The sequence below is a fragment of the Robinsoniella sp. genome, assembly GCF_034124845.1.
Genome location: NZ_JAWYAJ010000516.1, coordinates 1 through 18,582, shown reverse-complemented (window position 1 = coordinate 18,582; position 18,582 = coordinate 1). Strand labels below are relative to the sequence as shown.

Annotated in this window: 13 protein-coding genes, 2 tRNA genes and 3 pseudogenes; 15 read left to right on the top strand and 3 right to left on the bottom strand. The window is 41.6% G+C overall.

Going from position 1 to position 18,582, the window contains the following annotated elements; all coding sequences use genetic code 11:
- Positions 1 to 547, top strand: a pseudogene (locus ACH2DQ_RS25555) (alpha-L-rhamnosidase); the annotation flags it as partial.
- A 121-nt stretch (positions 548 to 668) separates the two neighbouring features.
- A pseudogene (locus ACH2DQ_RS25550) lies at positions 669 to 1,469 on the top strand (dipicolinate synthase subunit DpsA); the annotation flags it as partial.
- Between the two features lie 45 nt (positions 1,470 to 1,514).
- Here ACH2DQ_RS25550 and ACH2DQ_RS25545 read toward each other — a convergent pair.
- Positions 1,515 to 1,580, bottom strand: a complete 66-nt coding sequence (locus ACH2DQ_RS25545; RefSeq protein WP_395028625.1) for a hypothetical protein — start codon at positions 1,578 to 1,580, stop codon at positions 1,515 to 1,517.
- A gap of 69 nt (positions 1,581 to 1,649) precedes the next feature.
- On the opposite strand from ACH2DQ_RS25545, the gene ACH2DQ_RS25540 reads away from it, so the two are divergent.
- The 5 genes from ACH2DQ_RS25540 to ACH2DQ_RS25520 all read left to right on the top strand — a co-directional run bounded on the left by ACH2DQ_RS25540 (position 1,650) and on the right by ACH2DQ_RS25520 (position 5,766).
- A complete protein-coding gene (locus ACH2DQ_RS25540) occupies positions 1,650 to 1,733 on the top strand; it encodes a hypothetical protein (protein ID WP_395028624.1) in 84 nt (27 codons plus the stop codon).
- 15 nt (positions 1,734 to 1,748) lie between these two features.
- Positions 1,749 to 2,327, top strand: a complete 579-nt coding sequence (locus ACH2DQ_RS25535) for a dipicolinate synthase subunit B (protein WP_394915812.1) — start codon at positions 1,749 to 1,751, stop codon at positions 2,325 to 2,327.
- A gap of 36 nt (positions 2,328 to 2,363) precedes the next feature.
- Positions 2,364 to 4,214 (top strand): asparagine synthase (glutamine-hydrolyzing), encoded by a 1,851-nt coding sequence (asnB, locus tag ACH2DQ_RS25530; RefSeq protein WP_394915813.1) that lies wholly within the window; start codon positions 2,364 to 2,366, stop codon positions 4,212 to 4,214.
- A gap of 214 nt (positions 4,215 to 4,428) precedes the next feature.
- Positions 4,429 to 5,550 carry a metallophosphoesterase gene (locus ACH2DQ_RS25525; protein ID WP_394915814.1) on the top strand — a complete coding sequence of 374 codons (1,122 nt, stop codon included), beginning with the start codon at positions 4,429 to 4,431 and terminating at the stop codon, positions 5,548 to 5,550.
- A gap of 145 nt (positions 5,551 to 5,695) precedes the next feature.
- Positions 5,696 to 5,766 (top strand) — tRNA-Trp (locus tag ACH2DQ_RS25520).
- Between the two features lie 59 nt (positions 5,767 to 5,825).
- Here ACH2DQ_RS25520 and ACH2DQ_RS25515 read toward each other — a convergent pair.
- Positions 5,826 to 6,710, bottom strand: coding sequence for a helix-turn-helix domain-containing protein (locus ACH2DQ_RS25515; protein ID WP_394915815.1), 885 nt, complete (start codon positions 6,708 to 6,710; stop codon positions 5,826 to 5,828).
- A 437-nt stretch (positions 6,711 to 7,147) separates the two neighbouring features.
- Between ACH2DQ_RS25515 and ACH2DQ_RS25510 the strand changes: the two genes are divergently transcribed.
- The 7 genes from ACH2DQ_RS25510 (at position 7,148) to ACH2DQ_RS25480 (ending at position 16,662) form a co-directional block, all read left to right on the top strand.
- The gene (locus tag ACH2DQ_RS25510) at positions 7,148 to 9,424 is read left to right on the top strand and encodes a beta-L-arabinofuranosidase domain-containing protein (RefSeq protein WP_394915816.1); all 2,277 of its coding nucleotides are present in this window, start codon (positions 7,148 to 7,150) and stop codon (positions 9,422 to 9,424) included.
- A gap of 23 nt (positions 9,425 to 9,447) precedes the next feature.
- Positions 9,448 to 11,142: a DUF3502 domain-containing protein gene (locus ACH2DQ_RS25505; protein WP_394915817.1), complete on the top strand. Its 1,695-nt coding sequence runs from the start codon at positions 9,448 to 9,450 to the stop codon at positions 11,140 to 11,142.
- A 76-nt stretch (positions 11,143 to 11,218) separates the two neighbouring features.
- Positions 11,219 to 12,130 (top strand): ABC transporter permease, encoded by a 912-nt coding sequence (locus ACH2DQ_RS25500; RefSeq protein WP_394915818.1) that lies wholly within the window; start codon positions 11,219 to 11,221, stop codon positions 12,128 to 12,130.
- Between the two features lie 12 nt (positions 12,131 to 12,142).
- A complete protein-coding gene (locus ACH2DQ_RS25495) occupies positions 12,143 to 13,039 on the top strand; it encodes a carbohydrate ABC transporter permease (RefSeq protein ID WP_394915819.1) in 897 nt (298 codons plus the stop codon).
- A gap of 800 nt (positions 13,040 to 13,839) precedes the next feature.
- Positions 13,840 to 13,910: transfer RNA gene (locus tag ACH2DQ_RS25490), tRNA-Trp, on the top strand.
- 243 nt (positions 13,911 to 14,153) lie between these two features.
- Positions 14,154 to 15,491, top strand: a complete 1,338-nt coding sequence (locus tag ACH2DQ_RS25485) for an MATE family efflux transporter (protein WP_394915820.1) — start codon at positions 14,154 to 14,156, stop codon at positions 15,489 to 15,491.
- 178 nt (positions 15,492 to 15,669) lie between these two features.
- A complete protein-coding gene (locus tag ACH2DQ_RS25480) occupies positions 15,670 to 16,662 on the top strand; it encodes a serine hydrolase (RefSeq protein WP_394915821.1) in 993 nt (330 codons plus the stop codon).
- A 171-nt stretch (positions 16,663 to 16,833) separates the two neighbouring features.
- Here the strand turns inward: ACH2DQ_RS25480 and ACH2DQ_RS25475 are convergent, their stop codons facing one another.
- Positions 16,834 to 17,892, bottom strand: a complete 1,059-nt coding sequence (locus ACH2DQ_RS25475; protein WP_394915822.1) for a substrate-binding domain-containing protein — start codon at positions 17,890 to 17,892, stop codon at positions 16,834 to 16,836.
- A gap of 262 nt (positions 17,893 to 18,154) precedes the next feature.
- Between ACH2DQ_RS25475 and ACH2DQ_RS25470 the strand changes: the two are divergent.
- Positions 18,155 to 18,582, top strand: a pseudogene (locus ACH2DQ_RS25470) (trimethylamine corrinoid protein 2); the annotation flags it as partial.

Here is an 18,582-nt window from a genome sequence, read left to right as displayed (position 1 = left end):
ATGTGCTGAGCAGATTTTATATGCAAAGAGTCTGGAAGCAATTTTGCTGTCAGCCGAAATTCTGGGAATAGAAGAATTATGCTACCGGGAACGTCTGGAGAAATTGTGCCGGGATATTGATACACATTTTTGGGATGAGGAACAGGGGGCTTATATCAGCAGCTTTTCATCCGGTAAAAAACAGGTAACCCGCCATGCGAATATTTTTGCGGTGTTATACGATTTTGCAGATGAGGATAAGAAACATAAAATTATAAAAAATGTGATTCATAATGATAAGATTCCACAGATTGTAACGCCCTATTTTAAATTTTTTGAACTGGATATGATGGGAAAGATCGGGGAACAGCAGTATGTATTGGATCAGATCCGGGATTACTGGGGAGGAATGATTGAAAAAGGAGCCACTGCATTTTGGGAAACTTATGATCCTGATGAAGACGAAAAAGAGCGTCTTGCAATGTATGGGGATCCTTATGGAAAAAGTCTCTGCCACGCATGGGGAGCCAGCCCGATCTATCTGCTGGGGCGGTATTTCAGCGAGTAGATGAGGGTATTCCCCTGTTAAACAGAAGAAAGGTGCTTTCCAATGGAAAGTATCTTTTTTTGTGCGCAATTTTCCTGAGCGATCATATAGTAATAAGAGCCTATGCAGCGAGGAGACAAGAATGATAACCAATATTTATGATTTTGGGATAATCGGTGGGGATATGCGACAGGTCTATATGGCTCAGATATTGGCAGAGCAGGGATACCGGGTCTGCGTCTATGGTTTATGTAAAGAGATAAGTCCGGATATGCAGTCGGATGCCACAGATGGTGAGCCTGTTCTGTGTGAAAAATCTTTGACGGATGCGGTTCAGAAGTCAGGGATTATCATAGCACCGATTCCAATGACAAAAAATAAAAAGGATTTAAGCAATCAGGTTGGAAAAGATGATTTGAGTTTAAATGAACTGATGGAGGCGCTGAAGGAAGGGCATTATTTTTTTGCAGGATGCATTCCAGAAGGGTTCCGGGATAAGGCAGCGGACAAAGGCGCCACATGCTGTGATTTTATGAAAAATGAAGAACTGGCGATATACAACAGCATTGCCACAGCGGAAGGAGCCATTGCGGAAGCAATTCAGAAAAGCCCGCGGAACCTGCACAGGAGTGAGTGTCTGGTGCTGGGGTACGGTAAATGCGGCAAGACACTTGCAGCATATTTGAAAGGTATGTTTTGCAGAGTTACTGTCTGTGCGAGGAGGCCGGATGTCCGTTCGGAGGCTTCTATTTTAGCAGATGAAGTAATCAGCTTTGATGATATTCCGGATAATCTTAAGCAGTATTCTTTTATATTCAACACAATTCCCAACATGATAATAGACCGCAGTTTATTAATGTCTGTTAAAAAACAAGCGATTATCATTGATATAGCATCCGCTCCCGGCGGAGTTGATTTTACGGCAGCGAAAGAATTAGGAATTCCGGCGTGGCTGTGCCCGGGACTTCCAGGAAAATATGCACCTGAGTCATCTGCCAGAGCATGTTTGAAAATTGCTTTCTGCCAGATGTGCGTTCCGGTTTGTGGGATGGATGTGCCGAATTTAGGAAGCGTAGTGGGCTACACTGACTAAATTTGGCACATTCAGGCCGCAAACTGGGGCGTGCAGCTGGTGGGAATGAATTTTCAAACAGGTTCTGGAGCAATGACTGACGTATTGATGCAGGAAATGAAGCAGCATGTTTAGAAGGAGTGAAGTGATATGTCTTTAAAAGGTAAAAAAATAGGGGTTGCTTTTACAGGATCATTTTGTACGTATAAAAAAGTTTTTGAAGAACTGAAAAAGCTGGTGGAAGAAGGTGCGGAGGTACAGACAATTTTTTCCAATGCCTCCCAGACAATTGACAGCAGATTTGGAAAGGCCGCAGATTTTATAGCGGATGCAGAGAGAATTACCGGTATCAGACCGATGATGACAATTAACCAGGCGGAACCCATCGGTCCTAAAAGTCTGCTGGACCTGCTGGTAATCCTGCCATGTACCGGAAATACCATCGCGAAGCTTGCCAATGGAATTACAGATACCCCTGTTCTGATGGCGGCAAAGGCACATCTGCGCAATGAAAAGCCATTGGTTGTTTCTGTTTCCACAAATGATGCATTGGGAATGAATATGAAAAATATCGGACTGCTTTTAAATGCGAAGCATCTCTATTTTGTTCCGTTTGGGCAGGATGACCCGGTGAAGAAGCCAAATTCTATGGTTGCGCACACGGAACTTTTAATTCCTACAGTAGAAGCTGCGCTACAGGGCAGGCAATATCAGCCGATCATTCAGTAAACAAAAGTACGTTGTAAGAAAGGGTAAGGTGTTGCTATGTGTGGAATTGCCGGATTTTGTAATCCGTTTACGGAGTATGCCAATGAGGAAGGAAAATGGAGAGGTATTCTTGAGAAAATGAATCAGGTACAAAAGCGCAGGGGACCGGACGATGAGGGGACTTATCTGAATAAGGGATGCGGTCTTGCCCACGTGCGTTTGTCCATTATTGACCTGGTTACCGGGCATCAGCCAATGATCAGGAAAGCCGGGGCAAGGGAATGTGCCATAGTCTATAATGGTGAGATTTATAATATGAATGAGTTGAAAAAAGAGCTGCAAAACGAAGGTGCCTGTTTTGAAACCACCAGTGATACGGAAGTAATACTGGAAGGATACATGCTTCATGGGGTGGACTATATAAAAAAATTAAACGGGATTTTCGCCATTGCAATCTGGGATGGGAATGAGGAATGTTTGTATCTGTTCCGTGACCGCCTGGGAGTAAAACCATTCTTTTATACCATGGCAGGTGATACACTGGTCTTTTCTTCCGAGATCAAAGGATTGTTTGAATATCCACAGATCAAACCGGTACTGGATCGGGAGGGGTTATGTGAGATTTTCGCACTGGGGCCTGCGAAGACTTATGGAAAAGGTGTATTTAAAAATGTCATGGAAGTGCTGCCCGGGCAGTTTATCCGCTTCGCTAAACACACATGGGAGCAGAAACCTTACTGGGAACTGGTGAGCAAACCCCATGAGGACTCCTATGAAGAGACGGTGGAGAAGACTTCCTGGCTGTTAGAAGATTCCGTGAAAAAACAGATGCTGTCCGACATACCAATCAGTACGTTTTTATCGGGCGGTGTAGACAGCAGTCTGGTTACGGCCATCTGCGCAAAAGAACTGAAGAAGCAGGGAAAGGTACTGAATACATTTTCTTTTGATTTTAAAGATAATAAGAAATATTTCAAATCCAATTCGTTCCAGCCCAGTGAAGACAGACCCTGGGTAGATATGATGGTGGACCATTGCCAGACAAATCACCACTACCTGGAATGTGACAATATGGAATTAATCGATTATCTGTTTAAGGCTGTGGATGCAAGGGATCTTCCCTGTATGGCGGATGTGGAATCCTCCCTCCTTTATTTCTGCTCTAAGGTGGTAGATATAAACAGTGTAACCCTCACCGGTGAGTGTGCGGATGAGATTTTCGGAGGATATCCCTGGTTCCATAAGAAGGAAGCATTCGAGGCAGATGCATTTCCCTGGTCCATGAGTATGGAACCCAGGAAGACGCTGCTCTCGGAAGATGTGATCCGTGAACTTCATATGGAAGAGTACGCCCATGAAGCGTACCACAAGACCATCATGGAGACCCCGGTGCTGCCAGGAGAAAACAGTGAAGAAAAGAGAAGAAGAGAAATCGCTTACCTGAATCTGCGGTGGTTCATGGTGACTCTTTTGGACCGTATGGACCGAACCAGCATGTATTCCGGGCTGGAGGCCAGAGTGCCCCTGGCTGACCACAGAATCGTGGAGTATATCTGGAATGTGCCCTGGGCAATGAAATGCCCGGATGGCATTGTAAAAGGGCTTTTGCGCTCGGCAGGTGCGGGAATGCTTCCGGATGAAGTATTATGGCGGAAAAAAAGTCCTTATCCGAAGACCTATCATCCCGAATACGAGCAGCTTCTTGGCAAACGCCTTCAGGAAGTATTGGCTGACCCCAATGCTCCAATCAGGCAGCTCTTAGATACGAAAAAGGTTAATGACTTTGTAAACAGTCCTTCAGACTATGGGAAGCCCTGGTATGGGCAGCTCATGGCAGGACCGCAGATGCTTGCTTTTATGCTTCAGGTGAATTACTGGCTGGAGCAGTATCATATTGAGATTGTGTAGTGTTAGAAAATGGGGGAAAGAGAAAATATCTTTCTCCCATTTTGCAGAAATCCGGTTACCGTTGCCACCTTACAGATGCGTACAGTAACGAAAACTTTACGGTTATATGCATGAATGCAATACGTTTCTTTACAGGCAGCGAAAATAGAAGTATAATTAGTTCCATTAACAGGAGTGCAGTAATATAAAGATAAAAGACAGAGGAGGAAGGTATTTGATTATCGGTATTGTAATGGTTGTTATTGTATATACATTATTAAATGTATATCTGGCATGGCGGTATACGCCCTTTATCCGGTCGGTTATTCCAAGAGTGAAATTCTGGTGGGTTGCAGTGGTATTTGCAGTGTTGGGATGCAGCTATGTGCTGCCGTCCTGTTTACCTATGTGGGGTTGGGTAAGAATTGCCGGTGCTCTGGGCTGTTACTGGATGGGATTTTTTGCATACAGCATGTTGTTTTTTGTGATTTTAGAGATCGTACGGCGTGTGGTGATACATAGGCTCAGTGAAAAAGGAAGGGTAAAATTTTCCTCTGTTTCAGCAGGAGTAGTTCTGCTTCTTTGCGTGCTGCTGATTATTGGCGGAAGAATACATGCTCTAAATATCGAGAAGGCTTCCTATGACTTATCTGTGGAAAAGAACTGGGATGGTCCGCCGCTTAAGGTGGCGCTGCTGTCAGACGTGCATCTGGGACATATTAACGGGGAGAAGCGGATGGAGCAGATTGTAGAGGCCGTGAATGAGGAACAGGCTGATTTAGTCTGTATCGCAGGAGATTTATTTGACAGTACTTATGTAGGGGTCCGTAATCCGGAACGGATCGCCGAGTTGTTAGGCATGATAGAAAGTAAGTATGGCGTTTTTTTATGCTGGGGAAACCATGATGCAGGCGAAGAATATGACAAAATGAGGAGTTTGATTCAAAAAACCGGAATTCATATTTTGGAAGACGAAGTAATTAATCTGAAAGGAATTGTCAATATAGCAGGCAGAAAAGATTCTGCGCCTATTGGAGGCCAGGGAAGCGAACGCAGAGACTGGGGTGAAATCCAGGCAGAAATACAGGGAGAGGAACCGCTGCTGGTTCTGGACCATCGGCCCGGGAATGCCAATGAGTATGAAAATGTGGATTTGATTATGAGCGGACATACCCACGCTGGGCAGGTGTTTCCGTTTAATCTGCTGACACGGATGAACGAAAAATTCAATTATGGGTCTTATACTACGGAAAAAGGAGTTCCGGTAATTGTGACTTCGGGCATTGGTACCTGGGGACCGCCGCTGCGTATTGGCACTGATTCAGAGCTGGCGATCATCCAGCTGAATGGAAAATAAAATGGAATAAAACGAATTTTGCAGCAGTCGTGCGGCGACTGCTGTATCTATTAAAGAGATATTTAAAAAACTTTGTGGAAAAATGCAATTTCTTATTGAAATTATATGAAATTTGTGGTATAAATAATAAGTCGGTAATTTACAGAGGGGATTGGTCAAGTGGTATGACAGAAGTCTCCAAAACTTTTAGTGGGAGTTCGATTCTCTCATCCCCTGTTTACGGATGAAACACTTTCCAGATGGAAGGTGTTTTTTATTGCCTGAAATCAGGAGCCTTATACATGAAAAAGCATTCTCTGTGCAAATGCATTCCGGTATTCGGAAGGGGAGAGTCCTGATATTTTCTTATATGCTCTTGAAAAATTGTGGCTGTCGGAAAATCCCAGTGCGTGTGCTATTTCGGAGATGGACTTATTGGTATCGGTGAGCATAAAGTTAGCGGCATTGATTTTATTTGTCAGGATGAACTGCTTCAGCGGTATGCCTGCAACGGTACCGAATAAATGGGAAAGATATTTTTCATTATAGCCGAAGTGGGCGGCAACATCCGATACTTTTAAGTTCCGGTTTATATTTAGTTTTACAAAATCAATGATATCGTGATAGATCTGTTTCTGCGTCTTTCTGGATTTCTCCAGAACTTCCTTTTTGGTATAAAACTGACTGAATAATTCACACAAAATTACAGTTGACATATAATTCAGAATTACGGGTTTGTATAAATTCTTTACCGCATCCTGAAGCTGTTTCATTAAAACGATGATTTTCTCCTGATTACCGGCAGTCCCCTGTCTCGGGATGCATATGGTATCTTCTGGCAATTGGCAGACGCAGGCCTGCAGCCCGTTTTCGGGAATATCTTTTAGAACGAAAGGAACACCTGTTTCAAAATGCAGCCAATAAAAGGAACAACGGGAAGGCCGTAATCCCCGGCGGTGATTGTTGGGTGCTGGGATGGGAGGCAGTAATAGAAATTCCCCTGCGGATACGGTGTAATCCTCATTATTATAAGTGAGATATAAGGTGCCCTCCGTCATGACGAAAAGCTCATAGTTAAACAATAAAAGATCTTCATGTATCCAATGTTCGGACGGTGCCTCAAATTTTCCTGTGAAATTATAAATGAACGGTCGATTAATGGGAAATTCATATACGTACATGTGATTTTCACACCTCCTTATGGGTGGTTTTGGGTATTTGCCAGCAGTTATGCCACAGTTATGGGATCAGTTATGTGCCGCAGAGTCCAGTTACGTCTTGCTGTTATAGGATGTAGTTCGGGATCTTAGTTGTGGACTTAGTTATGGAGAATTATAAATTATGTTAAAACTGTGGACATTGTACAATAAAATTCAAAAAAAGTAAAGAAAAATGTTATAAGTATACATAACGATAGAAAGAGTGTCAAAAGGATAGAAGATAAGTGTATCAAAAAGAAAGAAGTAACTTTTTGACACTTTTTACAGGATAGTGATATTTACGAATACGGAAACCCGGGGTATATTAGAACATGTCTAAGTGATACACAGCTGCCAGAAAATGATTTGAAGATACGTTCTGCCAGCACAGAAATAAGAAAGATATTTAGGAGCATAAAATGAATACAGAAAAGAAATGTGTCAAATTAGCAATTTGTGAATTTGCTTATGATCAGATTGAATTAACAGACAGGGAGTGGAGAAATGCTTTCCGGCTGGAGGTGAAATATCTTGCGTCCCTGGATGTAGACCGTCTTCTGGCGGGATTTTTGGAAACGGCAGGTTACCAGGCAAAAGCCGGGAGATATCCTGGATGGGAAGTGACGGAGATTCAGGGTCATACTTTGGGGCATTTTCTCACAGCGGCTGCCCAGATCTATGCATCCGAAAAGTCCTCCCTTTGGTTGGAGAAGATGAATTACATCATGGAGGAACTGCACAGGTGCCAGAGTGAAGATGGCTATTTATTTGCATCCAACAGGGAAATCTTTGACCGGGTGGAAAATGGAAAACCAGCCTGGGTACCATGGTATACCATGCACAAGATTCTCAGTGGGATCATCAAGGTATATGAAGTTACCAATCTTCAGACAGCATATCAGGTCATGAAAAAGCTCGGCACTTGGATTGTAAAGCGTACAAAAGGGTGGTCGCAGGAAACCAGAGACCGTGTCTTATCGGTGGAGTACGGGGGGATGAATGACTGTCTGTATGATTTGTTCCTGATTACCGGGGAAAAACAGTTTATGCATGGGGCACACCAATTCGATGAACAGACTCTATTTGAGGCGCTGCATGATGGCAGGGATGTATTGAATGGACTCCATGCCAATACTACCATACCTAAGATACTGGGAGCATTAAAACGATATATGGTTTTGGGAAAAACGGAATCATTCTACCTGGAAACGGCACAGAACTTTTGGGAGATCGTAGTGAAACACCATACCTATGCCACCGGAGGAAACAGTGAATGGGAACATTTCGGAGAGCCGGATGTACTGGACGCCGAACGAACAGCTTGTAACTGTGAAACCTGTAATACATATAACATGCTAAAGCTGTCACTGTGGTTATTTCAGCTTACCGGTGATAAAAAATACATAGATTATTACGATCATACAAAAATAAATGCAATTTTATCTTCTCAAAATCCGGAAACCGGAATGACAATGTACTTCCAACCAATGGAAACCGGCTATTTTAAAGTCTATACAACCCCATACAACAGCTTCTGGTGCTGTACCGGAAGCGGGATGGAGAATTTTACAAAAGTGCAGGAGGGGATTTATTTTCACGATGACAAGGATCTGTACATCTGCCGGTATGTGGGTTCAAAGCTGGCATGGGAAAAGGAAAGGCTTGCTTTAAAAATGAATACAGTGGTTCAGGAAGATACACTGGAAGTGCAGATAAAATTTACCGAAGTACCCTTACGCAAATTTGGTCTGTATCTGAGAATCCCGGACTGGCTGGAAAAGGATGCCGGGCTGCTGCTGAACGGGACATCTTTTAAAGGTGAAATTCAAAACGGATATTTCTATATCTGCCGGGAATGGATGCAGAATGATGTGCTGGAATTGCATATGAAAATGACACTGTGCATCCATGGGTTAGCGGATAATGAAAATGCAGCGGCTTTTAGTTATGGACCGTATCTGCTTAGTGCAGGGCTTGGGAATGTTATGATGGATATGACGGTAACCGGAGTTGACGTATTAGTTCCAAAGAAGGAAATTGTGGTGAAAGATTATCTGATTTTGCAGGATATAGAAATTGCAGACTGGAAAAGACAGATTGACCAGTATTTAATTAAAGAAAAAGGGAAGCTTGCTTTTCATTTGGATAATCAGGGGGAAGAATTGATTTTTACACCCCACTATGCCAGATACCGGGAACGGTATGGAATTTATTTCAGACTGTATAAAAAGCAGTCCGGCGAATTGCTGAATTTGTTGGAAAGAGAGAAAAGATCGAAGCAATTAAAAAATATTATGACGGATGTGATCCCCATAGGAAATGACCAATATGAACTGGCGCATGGCATTCAAGGGGAAAAGACAGATACACAGCGTCTGGCGGGACATCCTTTCCGATTCTGCAGGGAAGACGGATGGTTTTCTTACCGTATGACTATGGAAAAAGCAGGGCAGGAACTTTGTATGACTCTGTGCAGCAGGGATGCGGGGAATGCTTATCGGATAACCTTGGATGGCAGAACACTGGTTAAGGATAGGGTGGTGCAGAAGCAAGAGGAATTCTATCATATTTCTTATAAATTGCCGGTAAGTTGCGAATTAAATGAAGAAAAAGTCATAGAGGTTAAATTTCTAAATGATTCAGGAGAAGGAACATTCCGCATTTTTGATGAACTTTATCTGAAGAAATGCGAGTAAAAAAATAAATGGAGGTTGTGGATATGAAAAAACGAACAACAGCAATTCTACTGGCATCTGCTATGGCGGTAACTTCTCTGGCAGGATGTGCAGGAAGTACTACCGCAGGCGGAGACAGTAAAGAAACAGGGCAAAGTACGCAGGCGGCAGCAGGAAAAGAGAGCAGTGGGGACACCGGAAATACCGGCAGCGGGGAAAAGACGAAGTTAAAAGCAGTCTTTGTGTCCCATGCGTTGACGAAAAGTGTGGAGGATATGAAGTGGCTGCAGGAATTAGAAGACCAGTGCAATGTGGAGATTGAATGGGAACAGATCTATCAGGACTGGGAAACGGTGAAATCTACCAGATTTGCATCCGGGGATATTCCCGACATCCTGTTTAACGCTACAACAGATTCCGATTATACCAAATACAGCGGATTGTTTCAGGACATGTCAGAGCTGATTGATTCAGACGCACCAAATATAAAGGAAATGTTCAACGATGAGCCGGATACGAAGATTCTGGCGCAGACACCGGAAGGACAGATCTATGGAATTCCCAAGTGCCAGAGTAAGTGGCCGGATACCAATACAGTTCTCTTTATTAATAAACAATGGCTTGATAATCTGGGGCTGAAAGAGCCGAAAACCTTCACCGAACTGGATACTGTCCTGAAAGCGTTTAAAGAACAGGATGCCAACGGAAACGGAGATCCGGGTGATGAAATACCATTGGATTTCAACGCTTATGGCGGAAATAATGCCTGGTTTAACAGTGCATATTCCCTGCTAAAGTTATTGCCTTCCATGGGGATACAGATGACGGACATTGTAACGGACGGCTACTTTGCGGAAGATGCGAAAGTAAAATGCTTTGCGGTGGATGAACGCTATAAACTATTCATGAAATATTTAAACAGGCTTTACACCCAGGGGCTGATTAACAGTAATGCAATTACAAATGATTACTCGGCTTTTCAATCTCTTTCCAGAGGAAATGAAAAGGGAGAGGCAGTGGTAGGCTGTGTCTTTGGATGGGAAGAGACTGATAAATTCGGACCGGATTTATACAGCCAGTATACGGCACTTGCACCGCTTGAATACGATGTGGACTGTGCACCCGGCACCTATGACACACGCTGGAGTTACGATTTTGACCAGCTGAATATGCAGGCGAACCGTGTTGCAATGAGTGCAAAGTGTGAAAATAAAAATGCAGCTATGAAATTTATTGATGGTTTCTATGATAAAACAAAAAGCGTAGAGACATTATTTGGCGGAATCAGTGACGGTTGTCTAGAGAAGACAGACGATCATAATTTTAAAGTACTTCCCCCAATGGATTCGTCTACTGATCCGGGGACATGGAAGTGGACAAATACCTTTGCCGATTTCGGACCCCTCTATATTCGAAAGGACTGCAATATTGAGATGTCTGAGGATATGAACAATGCGTTAAAAGAAAGAGAGGTCTATAAGGATGCACTTGCAAAGGTAACAGATCAGGATTATTACCCCCAGTTATTTATGAAATACTCAGAAGAGGAACAGAATACCATGGCACTCACCCAGGCAAATATTAATAATATAATTGATAATTATTGGTCTTTGTGGATGACGGGAGAATCAGATATCGATGCAGACTGGGATAGTTATGTTAAAAATGTGGAAGCAGCAGGGCTTAAAGAGGTACTAAATATACGCCAGAAAGCTTTCGACAACTATCTGGCAAAATAAAAAAACGCGGGGTGTGATCTGACTTGCATCCCGCAGTTTCACCCTGAATCCAGATGCAGTGAGAGGAGCAATATTTATGGTAAATATAAAAAAATATTTCAGACGCAATTGGCAGTTATGGGTCATGCTGTTTCCCGCCATGTTATACATATTGATATTTTGCTATGTGCCCATGTACGGAATCCAGCTGGCTTTTCGGGAATATGATTTTGCGAAAGGGCTTACAGGAGGGGCATTTGCAGGTTTTAAATATTTCAAACAGTATTTTGAAAGTCCTATGTTCTTCACGACTTTGAAAAATACATTTGTGATCTCTTTTGCCAGTATCCTTGTAGGTTTCCCCATCCCAATCATTCTGGCGATGGTGGTAAATCAGATCCGCAACAAGAAGTGGAAGAGAACTGTACAGACCACAGTTTATATTCCTTATTTTATCTCGGTGGTAGTACTTGTTTCCATGCTGCGTATAATGCTGGCAGACGATACCGGCGTCATCAGCAATTTTCTCAAAGCAATTCATCTTGTTGGCAAGGATGTAAATCTCCTGGGCTCCGAGTCTACATTTATGCCGGTATATGTGCTGTCAGGAGTTTGGCAGACAATGGGGTGGAACAGCATTATTTTTATAGCGGCATTGTCTTCTGTGGATACCCAGTTATACGATGCCTGCAGAATCGATGGCGCAAACAGATGGCAGACCATGATTCATATTGACCTGCCGGCGATCATGCCCACGATTATCATTATGCTGATTATGAATATGGGAAACATCCTGAATGTAGGCTTTGATAAAGTGTTCCTTATGCAGAACAGTCTGAATCTGGGCGCATCCCAGGTAATTTCCACCTATGTGTATACAGTAGGAATCAAGTCATCCCAGTTTAGCTTTGGTGCTGCAGTGGGGTTATTCAATACACTGATTAATTTTGTTTTCCTGATGGCTACTAATGCAATTGCAAAACGCAGTACAGGAACCGGTCTGATGTAAGGAGGAGATTAAATGGTAAGAAGTAAAATAAAATACAAAAGTCCGGCTGACAGAATCTTTGGGGCAGCAATAGTTCTCTTAAGTATTCTGGTCTTTGCAATTGTCGCCTACCCACTTTGGTTTGTCCTGATTGCATCTGTAAGCAATTCCAATCTGGTGAATCTGGGGAAGGTAACTATTTTCCCCAAAGACATTCGTTTTTATGGATACCAGCAGGTATTTCAGGATGCAAGGATCTGGAGAGGGTATCTGAATACGATCATTTATGTAGTTCTGGGCACACTGCTGAATATGGCGGTTACTATGCCGGCAGCTTATGCGCTGTCCAGGCCGGATTTTAAGGGACGTGGTAAAATAATGTTCTATTTTGTCTTTACGATGTTCTTCAGCGGAGGACTGGTTCCGCTGTATATGACAATCAGCTCACTGGGATTAATCAGCACCAGAACGATTTTGATTACGATAGTGGCAGTGAATACTTATAACCTGATCATTGCCAGGACCTTCATAGAGTCCTCAATTCCCAATGACCTTTACGAGGCAGCCGTGATCGATGGCTGTTCCCACTTTAAATATTTCTTTAAAGTAGTCATGCCGCTATCCAAGGCAGTGGCAGCTGTATTGGTTCTCTACTATGCAGTATTTCACTGGAACGATTTTTTCAATGCCCTGATGTTTAACAGCAACAATAAAATTGAACCTTTGCAGATTGTGCTGCGCCGCATCCTGCTATTAAATGAAGCATTTGCCAGCGGCAGTGGTGCTGTAGGAGGCGGTTATGCCCAAAGCTCGGCAGACCAGGTGAAGTATGCGGTGATTATTGTATCTACACTGCCGATTTTATGTGTGTATCCATTTATTCAGAAATATTTTGAAAAAGGGGTTATGATTGGAGCAGTGAAAGGTTAGGTGCAGATAAAAAAGAGGAATTAGTGACGCGGCTTTGTTAGAAGCGCTAAATGGATGCTGGAGAACAGGGGGGATGCGGATTAAAAGGAAAGAAGTTCTAATCTGCGTTTGGTGCATTACTGGGAGTTAATGAAAGATGTTAGCTGGTGAAGAAAAGTTTACCAGGCGGTAAAAATTGAAATAGATTAAATGTGTTGTGTTTTCAAGGGAAAATGGGTGGGGGATATTTATTTTGGAAATTAGACACCGGCTGGGAAAAAATTAGAAAAGCCTTGATTTTATGGGGGAATTGGGATATAGTGGGAAGATAGAATGGTGGATATTGGATTAATAGTAATATGGGATGTATTGAAACGGAGATGGTGAACTTGTAATAGGGACGGGGGTTCCGTGATTAATAGTAATATGGGATGTATTGAAACAAAAGAGGAAGAACCAGAAAGTATACCATTGGTAGATTAATAGTAATATAGGATGTATTGAAACTGTTCCTGTGGATCGCCAAGTACATTGTATTTGGGATTAATAGTAATATAGGATATATTGAAACTCCCAACGTACTCCAGTTGCAACCAGCCTTTCTGGATTAACAGTAGTATGATATGAACTGATAAATTTTAGGCACCTAAAATTCAAGAGTCAAGTCATAGATTAATAGCAATATAGGATATATTTCCATTTAAACAATCAAATAACATCGCGATTACTTCATCAACCATCCTAAATCTCAAACAAAAAGAAAAAATCAATTGACGTCCCCACAATTTTATGGTATAAATAACAAGTCGGTAATTTTACAGAGGGGATTGGTCAAGTGGTATGACAGAAGTCTCCAAAACTTTTAGTGGGAGTTCGATTCTCTCATCCCCTGCTATTACAGAACGAAATAATCAACCCGAAGGTTGGTTATTTTTTTGTCTAAAAACGAAGATGTAAAGATCATGGGAATGTGTGGAAATGTAATCTTTGTCAACATTTATCGAAAAGCACTACAAAATCTAATATATTTCTGTAATATTAAATCTGGAATATCCAGAAGGGATATTGTATAATAATCAAACTGGTGTTTTGCCAGGGAAACAAAAGGAATTAAAGAAGGGGGACTCATTTTTTCATGGAAAGAGATATGACGGTTGGAAGGCCGGCGAAACTTATTTTGTCGTTTGCATTACCGGTATTTATCGGAAATGTTTTTCAACAGTTTTATAGTATGATTGACTCGGTTATTGTTGGACGGTTTGTTGGAGTTGATGCTCTGGCAGCAGTTGGGGCTACCGGGACAATTATTTTTTTGATCTTGGGATTTTTGATGGGAATGACAACGGGATTTACGGTTTTAACCGCTCAGCGTTTTGGGTATGGTGACATGGAAGGCATGCGTAAGACTGTTGGCTCCGCGATCATTTTATCTGTAATTGTTACAATTGTAATTACGTTTGTCAGCGTTATATGGCTGAAACCGTTGCTGCATTTAATGAATACGCCGGAAAATATTTTTCAGGATACATATACGTATATGATGATTACAGCATGCGGATTTTTTACTCAGGTTATGTATAATCTTTTTGCCAGTATTTTAAGGGCTCTGGGAAATAGCAAGGTTCCGCTTTATTTTCTGGTGGTATCAGCACTGTTAAATATTGTATTGGATCTGGTATTTATTATAGTATTCCATATGGGGGTTGCAGGAGCTGCTTACGCTACGGTTATCTCTCAGGGAGTGTCCGGTGTATTGTGCTTTCTTTATATTGTATTTAAAATTCCAATGCTAAAGTTAAAGAGAGAGCATTTTAAGCTGGATTTTTATTGTGTAAAGAATCAGCTGGGCATTGGGTTGCCTATGGCACTTCAATTCTCTATTACAGCAATTGGTACGATTATGATTCAAAGTGCTCTCAATACGCTGGGTTCCAGGGTAATTGCATCTTATTCTGCGGCTTCGAAAATTGAAATATTCCTGACACAGGCTTTTAGTGCTCTGGGAGTCACCATGGCAACTTATTGTGCACAGAATAAAGGAGCAAATAAGATATCACGTATCCGGCAGGGAATTCGGTTGAGTGTAATCTACACGATTATCTACGGAGTTTTAGCAGGCGGAGGCATTATTCTCTTTGGAAGGCATTTGGTTAATTTCTTCATTGTTGGGCAGCCACAGGATATCATGGGATATACGCAGACGTATTTTGTAATTTGCGGAACCTTTTATCCGATATTGGGAATTATATTTACCTTCCGAAATGGACTGCAGGGAATGGGGTATGGCTTAATGCCTATGGTTGGAGGTGTGGCAGAGTTAGCAGCGAGAGCGGTGGTGGCAGTGATTGCTTCCGGTATTGGTTCTTATGCAGGAATCTGTACAGCGAATCCCATTGCATGGGTTGCAGCTAATATTCCTCTGATTATCGCCTATTTTGTGATTTTGAAACGGGAAGAACAGCGGGTTAGATAGTATTAGATAAAGAATAGCGATTCTTTGTAAAATGTTGAACGAGGTAAGAATGTATCTCAAAAACAGCATTTACAACGGATCGTTATTTTTTTTGGGTATTTCAGAGTAATTTCAGTTTGTAAGTGTATGATAGAGTCGTAAAATGAAAATCGCATACATACAAACAAAAGGGAATGAAATGAAGAATCGTAAAAATAAACAGCGAAAGTATTGGAAATGGATTCAGACCATAGCAGTAGTAACTGCAATTGTCATGGTTGCCGTTGGTACCGGGTTTCAGCATTTTGTAGATGAATCAGAAAGCAAAAACATTGCAAATAACAGAAATACACTGCAGGCAGCAGGAATAACCATTTTGGAACCGGAAGATACCACCAGCGCTGATATCTCACTGCTGACTTTGGCGGAAGATAAGAGTAGTCAGGCTGCGGAAGATACCTCCTGGGAGGCATTGGAACAAAAGCTTCAATCCAGTCTGAATAGATACGATGGCGACTGGAGTCTCTATATCAAAGATTTAGCGAAAGACAGGAGCATCAGCCTGAATAGTCATGAGATGCAGGCGGCAAGTCTGATTAAACTTTATATTATGGGAGCTGTGTATCAACAGGCAGAAAAGGGGAATTTGACTCTCTATGAGAATCAGATATCAGAGGATCTGGATCAAATGATAACCATCAGTGACAATGAAAGCGCCAATGAACTGGTACGTGCACTGGAGCCGGAAAGTGAATTTTCAGATTGCCTGGAGAAGGTGAATAGTTATATTGCAGCAGCAGGATTTTTGGATACAAAACAGATTAATGGAATCGGAGATGTCTCTCTGTGGAGCGGGGATGGTGTAAATACCACGTCTGTGAATGACTGTGGAGAATTTTTAGAAAGTGTATACAGAAAAACGTTGGTTTCAGAAGATGCGTCAAATGAAATGCTTGAACTGTTACTGCAGCAGGAAGTGGATTATAAAATCCCGGAGAGCCTGCCATCTAATATTAAGGTTGCAAATAAAACAGGGGAAACGGATGATTGTGAGAATGATTGTGCCATCGTGTACTCAGATGGCGGAGACTATATCATATGTATGATGTCAGAGGGGTGGAATTCTGATGAAGAGGCAGTTACCCGTATACAGGATATAAGTCAGATGGTATACCAGTATTTTAATCCTTGATATGATACGCAGGTATTTTAAGTAGTGAAGCTTAGAGATAGTTCATAGAATATGGATTACCAGGGACAGAGAAAACGGGAGTAGATAGCATTCGAAATATTTGGAAAAAACATGAAAGTTATTAAAGACTTGGGGTGGTCTGATTAAAGCAAATTTAATCAGACCACCCCTTTATCTATACAACATTTCAATCTGCATTTGGTCTTCTAAATAGTATCTTGCATTCGTTGAAAATATAGCCTCTAGCTTATTATACATTACTGAACTGCTGGGGCGTATTCCATTATTGAGATAGCGGTAGAGAATTTTTACGGCAAAATAACCCTGATGATATGGTTCATGGCAAATAGTTGCGGTAATAGAACCTTTTTTTAAACCATTATAGATATCATCATTTAAATCATATCCGACCACTCTTTTTTTTGATTCCAAACCTAAATCCAATATTGCCTGTGACGTCTGCTCCATACCTGCAAAGCTTACAAAAATTCCCGAAATTTCAGGATGTTCCTTTATGAGGTTGTAGACACCTTCATACACACCTTCACCCATGCGGGAAAAACGGCAGATATGTGTAATGGAGATTTCTTTGTAATTAGAGAGCTCTCTTCGGAATCCTGTAATTCTCTGATCAACGGAGATAACAGGATCTTTTAAAGCAAGGATTGCTACTTCTCCATGATAATCCATGGATTTTGTCATAATTTCCCCTGCAAGTATTCCAGCCTGGATATAGTCACATCCGATGTAACAGAGATGCTCCACGGAGGGAATTTCTACATTGATAATCACAATGGGAAAGCCTCTTGATGAAAGCCGGCTGATTTCTTCCACGAGCATCTGTGGAACATTAGGTGCAATAGCAATGCCATGATAGCCTTTGGCAGGTAAATCCTGCATTAATTTTAATTGCTCTTCCGGGTGCAGTATGTCTGTGACATAGTAGTCCACTTCCAGTCCGAAACTTCTCAGCTCGTTATAGGCACTGGTAATGCCGCGGGTTACCTGCTCCCAGAAAAACTTGGGATCAGAAAATATAATAACCGCTATGCGTATAGATTTTTTCATTACTAAGGATCTGGCTGTTTCATTTGGTGTATATCCGTATTTCTCTAAAGCTTCCTGAATCTTCTGGCGGGTTTCTTCTTTTACGTTGGGCTGATTGTTAATTACGCGGCTGACGGTGCCCCGAGAGATACCCAATAAATTGGCAATTTCAGATGTAGTCATAACTTATTCCCCCAAAATTCTTATATGAAATAAAAAAAATGTTACAATGTAATCATTATATTACGACAACTATGAGAGGATGTCAAGAAGATTTAGCAAAATTAATAAATAATTTTCTACAAATATGTTAAAAATGCACATGAAAAATGAATTGACAAGTATATAATTAAGCAATATAATGAACATAACAAATGTACACGTGTACAAAAAGTGTTACAAAAATATGGAAGAGGATTACTATTTTGTCAGTAGGGGGAAGCAAATGAGATATAAAGAAGATATAGAATTGGTGAAAAAGAGAATGGACGCATTTTGGTGTCAGGAAAAAATTGATCGGGCATGTATAGCCGTGGTTGCGCCTAAGGTGAAAGGGATAAATATATCTCCCTTTCGAAATGACCTGGATTTTACAAATAATTTAGATGGCTTAAAACGGTATTGGACGGATCCCGAAATAATCAGAGAAGTAAATTTGAATAAAATAAAGAACACATATTTTGGAGGAGAAGCAATGCCTTCTATATTTCAGAATTATGGAACATCGGGGCACTGTAATTATTATGGAGCGATTCCACAGTACCAGCAGGATACCATCTGGTTTGAACCGGTACTGAATAGCCTGGACTCAAATAAAATAGTATTTCAAGACGAAATATTAGAACGGCATTTAAAAATTGCAGAATATCTAAA

What these genes read in the sequence shown, in the direction of transcription:
- ACH2DQ_RS25535 (WP_394915812.1), top strand. Translation starts at nt 1,749, where the DNA reads ATGTCTTTAAAAGGTAAAAAAATAGGGGTTGCTTTTACAGGATCATTT.
- asnB (WP_394915813.1), top strand. Translation starts at nt 2,364, where the DNA reads ATGTGTGGAATTGCCGGATTTTGTAATCCGTTTACGGAGTATGCCAAT.
- ACH2DQ_RS25515 (WP_394915815.1), bottom strand. Translation starts at nt 6,710, where the DNA reads ATGTACGTATATGAATTTCCCATTAATCGACCGTTCATTTATAATTTC.
- ACH2DQ_RS25510 (WP_394915816.1), top strand. Translation starts at nt 7,148, where the DNA reads ATGAATACAGAAAAGAAATGTGTCAAATTAGCAATTTGTGAATTTGCT.
- ACH2DQ_RS25505 (WP_394915817.1), top strand. Translation starts at nt 9,448, where the DNA reads ATGAAAAAACGAACAACAGCAATTCTACTGGCATCTGCTATGGCGGTA.
- ACH2DQ_RS25500 (WP_394915818.1), top strand. Translation starts at nt 11,219, where the DNA reads ATGGTAAATATAAAAAAATATTTCAGACGCAATTGGCAGTTATGGGTC.
- ACH2DQ_RS25495 (WP_394915819.1), top strand. Translation starts at nt 12,143, where the DNA reads ATGGTAAGAAGTAAAATAAAATACAAAAGTCCGGCTGACAGAATCTTT.
- ACH2DQ_RS25485 (WP_394915820.1), top strand. Translation starts at nt 14,154, where the DNA reads ATGGAAAGAGATATGACGGTTGGAAGGCCGGCGAAACTTATTTTGTCG.
- ACH2DQ_RS25480 (WP_394915821.1), top strand. Translation starts at nt 15,670, where the DNA reads ATGAAGAATCGTAAAAATAAACAGCGAAAGTATTGGAAATGGATTCAG.
- ACH2DQ_RS25475 (WP_394915822.1), bottom strand. Translation starts at nt 17,892, where the DNA reads ATGACTACATCTGAAATTGCCAATTTATTGGGTATCTCTCGGGGCACC.